The sequence below is a fragment of the Pseudomonas sp. ANT_J12 genome, assembly GCF_008370045.1.
Lineage (GTDB): Bacteria > Pseudomonadota > Gammaproteobacteria > Pseudomonadales > Pseudomonadaceae > Aquipseudomonas.
Genome location: NZ_VOBN01000009.1, coordinates 103995 through 116001 on the forward strand (window position 1 = coordinate 103995; position 12007 = coordinate 116001).

Genomic DNA, 12007 nt, shown 5'->3' on the forward strand with positions numbered 1-12007 from the left:
GGGACGCTCTGCGTCCCAAGAGCGGACGCGGAGCGTCCGAGGAGTCATTCCCACGCAGAGCGTGGGAACGATCATGAAGGGGGTTAAACCGCCGGCTGACTATGGGGAAACAACAAATCCACAAACCGCTCCGCCGTCGGCTGCGGTTCATGATTCGCCAGCCCGGCGCGTTCATTGGCTTCGATAAACACATACTCCGGCTGGTCGGCCGCCGGCACCATCAGGTCGAGCCCGACCATCGGGATATCCAGCGCCCGCGCCGCACGCACGGCGGCGTCCACCAGGGTCGGATGCAGGATCGCGGTGACATCCTCCAGCACGCCACCGGTATGCAGATTCGCCGTGCGCCGTACGAACAGATGCTCACCCGCCGGCAGAATGCTGTTGTAGTCGTAACCCGCCGCTTGCAAGGTGCGCTGGGTTTCGTGGTCCAGCGGAATCTTGCTTTCGCCGCTGGTAGCCGCTTGCCTGCGTCGGCTCTGGGCTTCGATCAGCGCACCGATGGAATGCTGGCCGTCACCGACCACTTCCGCCGGCCGCCGAATCGCGGCGGCGACCACTTCAAAACCGATCACCACAATCCGCAGGTCCAGGCCTTCGTGGAAGCTTTCCAGCAGCACCCGCGAATCAAACTTGCGCGCCGCTTCGATGGCTTGCTGAACCTCTTCAATGGTCTGCAAATCCACCGCCACGCCTTGACCCTGTTCACCGTCCAGCGGCTTGACCACCACCCGTTCGTGCTCGTCGAGAAACGCCAGGTTGTCGTCGCCGTTGCCCGCCAGTTGCTGGGAGGGCAGGTTCAAGCCGGCGGCCTTCAGCACCTTGTGGGTCAGGCTTTTGTCCTGACACAGGCTCATGCTGATAGCGCTGGTCAGGTCGCTCAGGGACTCGCGACAACGCACCCGGCGCCCGCCATGGCTGAGGGTAAACATCCCGGCGTCGGCGTCATCCACCTGCACATCAATGCCGCGCCGATGGGCTTCCTCGACGATGATCCGCGCATAAGGATTGAACTCGGCCTCCGGCCCCGGCCCAAGGAACAACGGCTGATTGATGCCGTTCTTGCGCTTGATCGCGAAGGTCGAGAGGTTACGAAAACCGAGCTTGGCGTACAGGCTTTTCGCCTGGCGGTTGTCGTGCAATACCGACAGGTCAAGGTAGCTCAGACCCCGGCTCATAAAGTGCTCGATCAAATGCCGCACCAGCACTTCACCGACACCGGGCCGCGAACAATGCGGGTCAACCGCCAGGCACCAGAGGCTGCTGCCGTTTTCCGGATCGTTGTAGGCCTTGTGGTGATTGAGGCCCATGACGCTGCCGATGATCGCGCCGCTGTCTTCATCTTCCGCCAGCCAATACACCGGGCCGCCCATATGACGCGGGGTCAGCAACGACGGGTCGATCGGCAACATGCCGCGCGCCTGATACAGCAGGTTGATCGCCTGCCAATCGGCGTCGCTCTGGGCCCGGCGAATGCGAAAGCCGCGAAACACCCGGGTCGACTGGCGGTAATCGCTGAACCACAGGCGCAAGGTGTCGGACGGATCGAGGAACAACTGCGCCGGTTCCAGCCCCAGCACTTGCTGGGGCGCGGCGACGTACAAGGCGATGTCGCGCTCGCCGGGCTGCTCGTTGAGCAACTCCTGGGCGATGCTCGCCGCGTCAGGGAACGTGTGGCCGATCAACAACCGGCCCCACCCGCAATGCACGGCAATCGGCGCGGCGTTCAATTCGCTGCCGTCTTCGGCCAGGCGCGCCTGCAAGCGTTCGTAGGAAGGGGACTGACCGCGCAACAAGCGTTGGCTGTAAGCCGAGGCGTGGGGTTTCATCGATCAGAGTCCTTGTTCACTGAGCCACAGGTTCAGCGCCGCCAATTGCCACAGCTTGGAGCCGCGCAACGGGGTCAACTGGCCTTGGGGATCGGTCAGCAGGCGGTCGAGCATGGCCGGGTTGAACAGGCCGCGATCCTGGCTTGGATCGAGCAGCAGTTCGCGCACCCAGTTCAGCGTGTCGCCCTGCAAATGCTTGAGGCCGGGCACCGGGAAGTAGCCCTTTTTACGGTCGATCACTTCACTTGGGATGACCAGTCGCGCGGCTTCTTTCAACACTTGCTTGCCGCCGTCCGGCAGTTTGAATTTGCCCGGCACCCGGGCCGACAGTTCCACCAGGCGATAATCGAGAAACGGCGTACGCGCTTCCAGGCCCCAGGCCATGGTCATGTTGTCGACGCGTTTGACCGGGTCGTCCACCAGCATGATCGTGCTGTCCAGACGCAGGGCTTTGTCCACCGCTGCATCGGCGCCGGGTTGTGCGAAATGTTCCTTCACGAAGTCGCCAGCGGCGTCATTCGCGGTCAGCCATTTTGGCTGCACGGTGGCGGCGTAGTCCTCGTAGCTGCGGTCGAAGAACGCCTCGCGATACGCCGCGTACGGATCGGCGGCGCCGTCCACTTGCGGGTACCAGTGATAACCGGCGAACAACTCATCCGCGCCCTGGCCGCTCTGCACAACCTTGCAGTGCTTGGCCACTTCCCGGGACAACAGATAGAAGGCGATGCAGTCATGGCTGACCATCGGCTCGCTCATGGCGCGGAACGCCGCGGGCAGTTGCTCGATGATCTCGCTTTCCTGAATGCGCAGTTGATGGTGCTGCGTGTTGTAGTGCTTGGCGATCAGGTCCGAATACTGGAATTCGTCGCCGCGCTCGCCGCCGGCATCCTGGAAACCGATGGAAAAGGTCGAGAGGTTTTCCACCCCGACTTCACGCAACAGACCCACGAGCATGCTCGAATCGACACCGCCCGAAAGCAGCACGCCCACATCGACGGCGGCACGCTGACGGATGGCGACGGCATCGCGGGTGCTGTCGAGCACGCGGTCGCGCCAGTCTTCCAGGGTCAGGTTCAGCTCATCGGCGTGGGGGCCGTAGGGCAGGGTCCACCAGGTTTTCTGCTCGGTGGTGCCATCCGCCTCGATGCGCATCCAGGTCGCGGGCGGCAGTTTCTCGATGCCGGCGATCAAGGTGCGCGGGGCCGGGACCACCGCGTGGAAATTCAGGTAATGATTGAGCGCCACCGGGTCGAGCATCGGGCTGATATCGCCGCCCTTGAGCAGCGCCGGCAGAGCCGAGGCAAAGCGCAAGCGTTGGCCAGTACGCGACAGGTACAACGGCTTCACGCCGAGACGGTCACGGGCGATGAACAGGCGCTGGGCGTCACGTTCCCAAATCGCGAAAGCAAACATGCCGTTGAGCTTGGGCAGCAATGCTTCGCCCCAGGCGTGATAGCCCTTGAGCAGCACTTCGGTGTCGCCGCCGGAATAGAAGGCATAGCCAAGCGCTTCAAGCTCGGTGCGCAGTTCCGGGAAGTTGTAGATCGCGCCGTTGAAGGCCAGGGACAGGCCCAGTTGGTTGTCGATCATCGGCTGCGCCGAGCCGTCCGACAGGTCCATGATTTTCAGGCGACGATGGCCCAGGGCAATCGGCCCTTGGCTGTGAAAACCCCACGCATCCGGGCCACGCGGGGCCAGGTAATGGGTGATTCGTTCAACGGCCGCGAGGTCCGCAGGTTGATGATCAAAGCGTAACTCGCCAGCTAATCCGCACATAAAGTCCTTACCGGTTTTTCCGTTGGGGAGGGTCATTCGAGTCCGCGCCAAAACGGCGGGTACTCTGAAACTGACCCGGTGGGTTGGCGGGAGTTTTAGATCGATCGGTTATAAGTAGCGGGGGCGGGGTGTTGCGGACGGTAGGCACAACAGCCGTGTCGCGGGTGGTTTTCCCCCGCGAGACTCAAGTGCTGGAGCGATTGACCGACGAGGCGATGGAAGGGGTCGATCTGGGTTTACAGGTCTTGTTGCGGTCTGCTCAACTGCTGCGAATCAACCGGCGCAAGGCAAAGCGATTCGGGTGACAGGCCTCGGCCACGCTGCGTGGCAACGGCAACGGTTCGTTGTCCAGCCACGCCGCCAGCAGCTCACCGGACAGCGGCGCGGTGATCAAGCCCCGTGAGCCGTGGCCGCTGTTGACGTACAAGCCGTCGAGCCAGGGGCAGGGTACGTCGGGCACCTGCCGGGCGTCCTTGCTCAGGGCGGCATAGGCCAGGTTAAACGCCTCGCCATCGGCGAGTGGTCCGACGATGGGCAGGTAATCGGGGCTGGTGCAACGGAACGCGGCGCGACCTTGCAGCTGTTCGGCGTCGAGTTGATCGGCGTGCAGGCGGGTGACCAGATCGCTGGAGATTTCTTCCAGCAATTGCAGGTTGCCCAAGTGTTCGGCGGCGGTCGGCGTCAGGTCGTCGCTGGTGAAATCGAAGCTCGCGCCCAGGGTGTGTTCGCCCAGGCGTGCCGGCGCCACGTAACCTTCGGCGCAAACCACCGTGGCCAGACTCTGGCTCTCGGTGGTTTGTGCCAACCGGGTGATTTGCCCGCGAATGCGTTTGAGCGGCAGGTCGGCGCTTTGTGCGAAACGCTTGATCTCGGCGGCGCCGGCCAGCACCACCACCGGAGCACTGGCGAGCAGGGTGTCGCCGTCCCAGGCTTGCCACTGGTCATCGACCTTGCGCAACTCCAGCACATCGCGATGGGCCAGCAATTGCACATTGGGTTGCGAAGCCTGCCACTGGCACAGCGCCGGCGGATGCACCCAGCCACCCTCGGGGTAGAACAAGCCGCCATGGGCCAGCGCAATGCCGGCCCGGGCCTCGGCGTGGGGCTGATCCAGCACGTGCAGCAAGTCGGCAGGAAACGCCGCCGCCAGTTGCGCCTGACGCTCGCCTTCCTTGGCATTGAACGCCAGTTGCAGCACGCCGCAGCCATCCCAGTCGACGCCGCGCTGCAACTGTTCGAGCACCCGCCGGGTATGGCCGAAACCGCTGACAATCAGTTGCGATAACGCCGTGCCGTGGGCCGACAGTTTGAGGTACAGCACGCCTTGGGGATTGCCCGAAGCTTCCTGGGCGATATCGGCGTGACGTTCCAGCAACCGCACCTGCCAACCCCGCGCCGCGAGACTGGCGGCACTGGCGCAACCGGCCAGCCCGGCGCCGATCACCAGGGCGCGGCGTTCGCCGTTATGTGGCGCAGGGCGAGCGAACCAGGGCTTGGCAGGCGTCGGTGCCGGTGTCTCAGAAGGCCAACCGACAAAAGCACCGCGCAGGATTTCCCATTTATGGCCGATGCCCGGCGTGCGCTTCATCTTGAAGCCCGCTGCGTTGAGCAAACGCCGGACCCAACCGGTGCTGGTGAAGGTACTGATTGTGGAATCGGGAGCGGCCAGGCGCGCCAGTTCGGCGAACAGCTCGGCGGTCCACATGTCGGGGTTTTTCGCCGGGGCAAAACCGTCGAGAAACCACGCGTCGATCTGCGCGTCCAGCTGCGGCAACTGTTCCAGCGCATCGCCGATCAGCAAGGTCAGGGTCACCCGGCCGTTATCCAGCACGAGGCGTTGAAAGCCTTGATGAATCGCCACGTACTGGGCCAGCAATTGATCGGCGAACGGCTTGAGTTCCGGCCACAACGCCAGCGCCCGTTGCAGGTCCGGGGCGGTCAACGGGTACTTTTCCACGCTGACAAAATGCAGGCGCGCACCGGCCACCGCTTGTTCTTCGAACAGTTGCCAGGCGCAGAGGAAATTCAACCCGGTGCCGAACCCGGTCTCGCCAATCACCAGGCGCCCGTCGGCGGGTAACGCGGCGAAGCGCTCCTTCAGGCGGTTTTGTTCGATGAACACATAGCGGGTTTCCTCCAGCCCGGACAGGTCGGAAAAATACACATCATCGAACACCCGCGAGTACGGGCGTCCCTGGTCGTCCCAGTCGAGCTGGGCGTTAGGCAATTCAGGGTTCATGGCGGGCTCGGCAACGGCAAGGCGGGCATTCTAGCTGATCAGGGCGTCGGTGCTTGATCCATGGCAGGTTCCAATGACTTTGCATCAGGGAGAATCTGGCGCCGGACTAATGTGGCGAGGGGGCAAGCCCCCTCGCCACAAGAGCCACAAATCACTTCTGCCAAAAAAACGGCCATACGGAATTTCTCTGATACCCATCAGGTCAATCCGCTAGTCTTGCTCAATCTAGGAACGGAGCCGCCCATGTTCGAATCTGCCGAAATCGGTCACGCCATCGACAAAGAAACCTACGACACCGAAGTGCCGATCCTGCGTGAAGCCTTGCTCGAAGCGCAGTTCGAACTTCAGCAGCAGCAACGCTTCCCGGTGATCATTTTGATCAACGGCATCGAAGGCGCCGGCAAGGGCGAGACGGTGAAGTTGCTCAACGAGTGGATGGACCCGCGCCTGATCGAGGTGCGCACCTTCGACCAGCAAACCGACGAAGAACTGGCGCGACCACCGGCCTGGCGCTACTGGCGGATGCTGCCGGCCAAGGGCCGCATGGGAATTTTCTTCGGCAACTGGTACAGCCAGATGTTGCAAGGGCGGGTCCATGGCTTGTTCAAGGACCCGGTGCTGGATCAGGCGATCAACCAGGCCGAGCGCATGGAGAAAATGCTCTGCGACGAAGGCGCGCTGATCTTCAAGTTCTGGTTCCACCTCTCCAAGAAACAGATGAAAGCGCGGCTCAAGGCCCTTGCCGACGATCCGTTGCACAGCTGGCGCATCAGTCCGCTGGACTGGCAGCAATCGAAAACCTACGACAAATTCGTCAAGTACGGCGAGCGCGTGTTGCGCCGAACCAGCCGCGATTACGCGCCGTGGCACGTGATTGAAGGCGCGGACCCGAATTACCGCAGTCTGGTGGTCGGCCAGATCCTGCTCGAAGGTCTGCAAAATGCCCTCAAGCGGCCCAAGATCCACCCCGACAAGGTCAACGCCGCGCCGTTGCCTACCCACATCGATCAAATCAACCTGCTCGACAGCCTCGACCTGACCCAGCGCCTGGACAAGGACGATTACGAAGAACAACTGATTACCGAGCAGGCGCGTTTCTCAGGGCTGATGCGCGACAAACGCATGCGCCAGCACGCCCTGGTGGCGGTGTTCGAAGGCAATGACGCGGCGGGCAAGGGCGGGGCGATCCGTCGGGTCGCGGCGGCCCTCGACCCACGCCAGTACAGCATCGTGCCGATTGCCGCGCCGACCGAAGAAGAGCGGGCGCAACCTTACCTGTGGCGGTTCTGGCGGCACCTCCCGGCCAAGGGCAAATTCACCGTGTTCGACCGCTCCTGGTACGGCCGGGTACTGGTGGAGCGCATCGAAGGGTTCTGCCCGCCGGCGGATTGGCTGCGGGCCTACAGCGAGATCAACGATTTCGAAGAGCAGATCGCCGAGTCGCACGTCATCGTCGTCAAGTTCTGGCTGGCCATCGACAAGCAGACCCAACTGGAGCGCTTCCAGGCCCGGGAAGAGATCCCCTTCAAGCGCTTCAAGATCACCGAGGACGACTGGCGCAATCGCGACAAGTGGGACGCTTACCGCGCGGCGGTCGGCGACATGGTCGATCGCACCAGCACCGAAATTTCGCCCTGGACCCTGGTGGAAGCCAACGACAAGCGCTGGGCGCGGATCAAGGTGTTGCGCACCATCAACCGGGCGCTGGAAGAGGCGTTTGAAAAAGCCGACAAGAAGGCCAGCAAGCACAAGAAGTGAAACGATGGTTGCGCATACGCGGGGTGAATGATTGTCGCGGTCGGTAATGGGGTGGACTTATGCTCGGTCCACTCTCAACCGACCACAACAATGAGGTATGCCATGCGTGAAGTGGTGATCGTCGACAGCGTACGGACCGGCCTGGCCAAGTCCTTTCGCGGCAAGTTCAACCAGACCCGTCCGGACGACATGGCGGCCCATTGCGTCAATGCGCTGCTCTCGCGTAACGACATCGACCCGGCCAGTGTCGAGGATTGCATCGTCGGCGCCGGCTCCAACGAGGGTGCTCAGGGCTACAACATCGGACGCAACGTCGCGGTGCTCTCGCACCTGGGCATCGGCACCGCCGGCATGACCCTCAACCGTTTCTGTTCCTCGGGCCTGCAAGCCATCGCGATTGCCGCCAACCAGATTGCCTCGGGGTGCAGCGACATCATCGTGGCGGGTGGCGTCGAGTCCATCAGCCTGACCATGAAAAGCGTCAACACCGACAACCTGATCAACCCGCTGCTCAAAGAGCAGGTGCCGGGCATCTACTTCCCGATGGGCCAGACCGCCGAAATCGTCGCCCGCCGCTACAACGTCAGCCGCGAAGAACAGGATCTGTATGCGTTGCAGAGCCAGCAGCGCACGGCCCAGGCTCAGGCTGCCGGCCTGTTCGACGATGAAATCATGCCGATGGCGGTCAAGTACCGGGTCGAAGACAAGGCCACCGGCCAGGTGCAGATCCTCGACGGTATGGTTGATCGCGACGACTGCAACCGCCCGGACACCACCCTGCAAAGCCTGGCCGGCTTGAATCCGGTATTTGCCGAGGACGGTTCGGTGACGGCGGGTAACTCGTCGCAACTGTCCGATGGCGCGTCGATGACGCTGGTGATGAGCCTGGAAAAAGCCCTGGAGTTGGGCTTGAAGCCGAAAGCGTTCTTCCGTGGGTTCACTGTGGCCGGTTGCGCCCCGGATGAAATGGGCATCGGCCCGGTGTTCTCGGTGCCGAAGTTGCTCAAGGCCAAGGGCTTGCAGATCGCTGATATCGACCTGTGGGAACTCAACGAAGCGTTCGCTTCCCAGTGCCTGTACAGCCGTAATCGACTGGAAATCGATAACGCGAAATACAACGTCAATGGCGGGTCGATTTCCATCGGCCACCCGTTCGGCATGACCGGGTCGCGGCAGGTCGGGCATCTCGTGCGCGAGTTGCAGCGGCGCCAATTGCGTTATGGCGTGGTGACCATGTGTGTTGGGGGCGGGATGGGGGCGACGGGGTTGTTTGAGGCGGTGCGTTAAACCGCAAGATTTGCATTGCCTGTTGTGGCGAGGGGGCTTACCCCCGTTGGGGTGCGAAGCGCCCCCAAAAAAGGGGACTGCTGCGCAGTCCAACGGGGGTAAGCCCCCTCGCCACAGGGTTATCGGTCCTGACGCTGGATCTGCATCCGCTCGATGTACGCCTGTATCTCCCGCGCCGCCGCCTCGGGGTTATCAAACGGCCCTTCAAGGGTGTTTTCCCGGGTGCTGAAATACAACTCCCCATTCACACGACACATCCGGTCACTGCGAAAGTGCGTGGCGGGGGCGTTGTCCTGGGCGCGCATGCCGTACATGGCGATCTCCTGAGGGTAAGTCCTGTTTGCGGATCCAATGAGCTTAGGTGTGAAGTACTTGCAGTGCCCGGCGACCTGATCGACGGCACTGCGTCAATTTAGCGTTGCGACCTGCACAGTTTCATTCGCGGCCTGTGCGTAACTGTCCCTGTGTGCCGTCGGGTGCTGGGCCTAGAATGACGATTCTTGTCACTGGGCTTTGGGGTCGGCATGCATATTTCATCGGGTCGCTGGGTGTATGGACTGTTCCTGGCGCTGCTGACGGCGCTGCTGTGGGGCATTTTGCCGATCAAACTCAAACAGGTGCTGGAAGTGATGGACCCGGTGACAGTGACCTGGTTTCGCCTGTCGGTATCCGGCGGGTGCCTGTTCCTGTATCTGGCGGCGACCAAGCGCTTGCCGAGCCGCAAGGTGCTCGGACCCAAGGGCGGCTGGCTGGTGCTGATGGCGGTGCTCGGCCTGGTCGGCAACTACGTGTTGTACCTGATGGGCCTGAACCTGCTCAGCCCCGGCACCGCGCAACTGGTGGTGCAGATGGGCCCGATCATGTTGCTGATCGCCAGCCTGTTTGTGTTCAAGGAGCGATTCAGCGTGGGGCAGGGCATTGGCCTGCTGGTGCTGCTGATCGGTTTCGGGCTGTTTTTCAATCAGCGGCTCATGGAACTGCTCACCTCCCTCACCGACTACACCGCTGGCGTCTTGATGGTGTTGGCGGCGTCCACGGTCTGGACGTTTTACGCCCTGGGCCAGAAGCAATTGCTGACGGTGTGGAACTCGTTGCAGGTGATGATGGTGATTTACCTGTTCTGCGCGCTGCTGCTGACGCCGTGGGTGCATCCACTGGAGGCGCTGAGCCTGAGCCCGCGGCAAGGCTGGCTGCTGCTGGCGTGTTGCATGAACACGCTGATCGCTTATGGCGCGTTTGCCGAAGCGCTGGCGCACTGGGAGGCTTCGCGGGTCAGTGCGACGCTGGCGATTACGCCGCTGGTGACGTTTGTGGCGGTGGCCGGGGCGGCGTGGGCGTGGCCGGAATATGTGCATGCCGAGACGATTAATGGTCTGGGGTATGGCGGGGCGGTGTTGGTGGTGGTCGGGTCGGCGCTGGTGGCGTTGGGGCCTTCGTTGATGGCGGGGCTTCGGGCGCGGCGTCAGCGGATGGCCGTCAGTTAATTGATCGTTCCCACGCTCCGCGTGGGAATGCAGCCCGGGACGCTCCGCGTCCCTACTGAAGCGGACGCAGAGCGTCCGGTGAGGCACTCCCACGCGGAGCGTGGGAACGATCAGTTCAGGGGGTCAACCCTTGGCGCCCGCTTCCAACATATTCTCCGGCCGTACCCAGGCATCGAATTGTTCATCGGTCAGATAACCCAATTGCAACGCCGCCTCGCGCAAGGTCAGTCCTTCGCTGTAGGCCTTCTTGGCGATCTCCGCCGACTTGTCATAACCGATGTGCGGGTTCAACGCAGTCACCAGCATCAAGCCCCGTTCCAGGTGTTCGGCCATTTTCTGCGCATCCGGCTCCAGCCCGGCAATGCAATGCTGCTGGAAGTTGCTGCACCCATCGGCCAGCAGCCGGATCGATTGCAGCAGGTTGTGGATGATCACCGGTTTGAACACGTTCAATTGCAGGTGGCCCTGACTCGCCGCAAAGCCGATGGACACGTCGTTGCCCAGCACCTGGCACGCCAGCATCGACAGGGCTTCGCATTGGGTCGGGTTGACCTTGCCGGGCATGATCGAACTGCCCGGCTCGTTGGCCGGCAGCTTCACTTCGGCAAAACCGGCCCGTGGCCCGGAGCCGAGCAGGCGCAGGTCGTTGGCGATTTTCATCAGGGTCACGGCCAGGGTTTTCAGCGCCCCCGACAACGTGGTCAGCGGTTCATGGCCGGCGAGGGCGGCGAATTTGTTCGGCGCGGTGACAAACGGCAGGCCGGACAGCGCGGCCAGTTCGGCGGCAATCGCTTCGCCAAATCCATGGGGTGAGTTCAGCCCGGTGCCGACCGCCGTGCCTCCCTGGGCCAGTTCACAGACCTGGGGCAGGGCGCTGCGGATCGCCCGTTCGGCGTAATCCAGCTGCGCGATAAACGCCGACAACTCCTGGCCGAAGGTGATCGGTGTCGCATCCATCATGTGGGTGCGACCGGTCTTGACCAGCTTCATGTGCCGCGCCGACAACTCGGCCAGGCCGCCCGACAATTCGCTGATCGCCGGCAGCAAGTTGTGCTGCACGGCTTGAACCGTGGCGATGTGCATGGCGGTGGGGAAGCAATCGTTGGAACTCTGGGAGCGGTTGACGTGATCGTTGGGGTGCACCGGCGACTTGCCGCCGCGGGCGTTGCCGGCCAGTTCGTTGGCGCGACCGGCGATCACTTCGTTGACGTTCATGTTGCTTTGGGTGCCGCTGCCGGTCTGCCAGACCACCAGCGGGAATTGGTCGTCATGGCTGCCGTCGAGCACTTCGTCGGCGGCTTGTTCGATCAGCCGGGCAATGTCCGCCGGCAGGTCGCCATTGCGGTCATTGACCCGGGCCGCGGCTTTCTTGATCAGCGCCAGGGCGTGCAGCACCGCCAGGGGCATGCGTTCCTGGCCGATGGCGAAGTTGATCAGCGAACGTTGGGTCTGTGCGCCCCAGTAGGCTTCATCCGGGACGTTCACTTCACCAAGGCTGTCGGTTTCGATACGGCTCATCGCTCACACTCCTGTAGGTCTGATTGCGCAGTTTAGGCCGTGATCGTCGGCCGTGGTTCCATCAGTCTGTTTTTTGACCATTCAACCCCTCTAATTCAGGCCCGACAAGGCTTGGG

The 12007-nt window shown here is 62.6% G+C and carries 8 protein-coding genes; 3 read left to right on the top strand and 5 right to left on the bottom strand.

The features are described from left to right. Positions 1-83 precede the first annotated feature (83 nt). The 3 genes from ngg to mnmC form a co-directional block, all read right to left on the bottom strand. On the bottom strand, positions 84-1829 hold the full coding sequence (ngg, locus tag FQ192_RS19625; RefSeq protein WP_149660039.1) for an N-acetylglutaminylglutamine synthetase: 1746 nt from the start codon (positions 1827-1829) through the stop codon (positions 84-86). Between the two features lie 3 nt (positions 1830-1832). Further along, the gene (locus FQ192_RS19630; protein ID WP_149660156.1) at positions 1833-3605 is read right to left on the bottom strand and encodes an N-acetylglutaminylglutamine amidotransferase; all 1773 of its coding nucleotides are present in this window, start codon (positions 3603-3605) and stop codon (positions 1833-1835) included. A gap of 259 nt (positions 3606-3864) precedes the next feature. Then, positions 3865-5844 (bottom strand): bifunctional tRNA (5-methylaminomethyl-2-thiouridine)(34)-methyltransferase MnmD/FAD-dependent 5-carboxymethylaminomethyl-2-thiouridine(34) oxidoreductase MnmC, encoded by a 1980-nt coding sequence (mnmC, locus tag FQ192_RS19635; protein WP_149660040.1) that lies wholly within the window; start codon positions 5842-5844, stop codon positions 3865-3867. A 243-nt stretch (positions 5845-6087) separates the two neighbouring features. Here mnmC and pap point away from each other — a divergent pair, with 243 nt between their 5' ends. Continuing rightward, positions 6088-7602 (top strand): polyphosphate:AMP phosphotransferase, encoded by a 1515-nt coding sequence (gene pap / locus FQ192_RS19640; RefSeq protein WP_149660041.1) that lies wholly within the window; start codon positions 6088-6090, stop codon positions 7600-7602. 102 nt (positions 7603-7704) lie between these two features. Then, on the top strand, positions 7705-8889 hold the full coding sequence (locus tag FQ192_RS19645; protein ID WP_149660042.1) for a thiolase family protein: 1185 nt from the start codon (positions 7705-7707) through the stop codon (positions 8887-8889). 119 nt (positions 8890-9008) lie between these two features. Here the strand turns inward: FQ192_RS19645 and FQ192_RS19650 are convergent, their stop codons facing one another. Continuing rightward, positions 9009-9203: a DUF6316 family protein gene (locus FQ192_RS19650; RefSeq protein WP_149660043.1), complete on the bottom strand. Its 195-nt coding sequence runs from the start codon at positions 9201-9203 to the stop codon at positions 9009-9011. A gap of 210 nt (positions 9204-9413) precedes the next feature. Here FQ192_RS19650 and FQ192_RS19655 point away from each other — a divergent pair, with 210 nt between their 5' ends. Then, positions 9414-10373, top strand: a complete 960-nt coding sequence (locus tag FQ192_RS19655) for a DMT family transporter (RefSeq protein ID WP_149660044.1) — start codon at positions 9414-9416, stop codon at positions 10371-10373. Between the two features lie 123 nt (positions 10374-10496). On the opposite strand, the gene FQ192_RS19660 is transcribed toward FQ192_RS19655, so the two are convergent. Beyond that, on the bottom strand, positions 10497-11891 hold the full coding sequence (locus FQ192_RS19660) for a class II fumarate hydratase (protein ID WP_149660045.1): 1395 nt from the start codon (positions 11889-11891) through the stop codon (positions 10497-10499). Between the last annotated feature and the right edge of the window lie 116 nt (positions 11892-12007).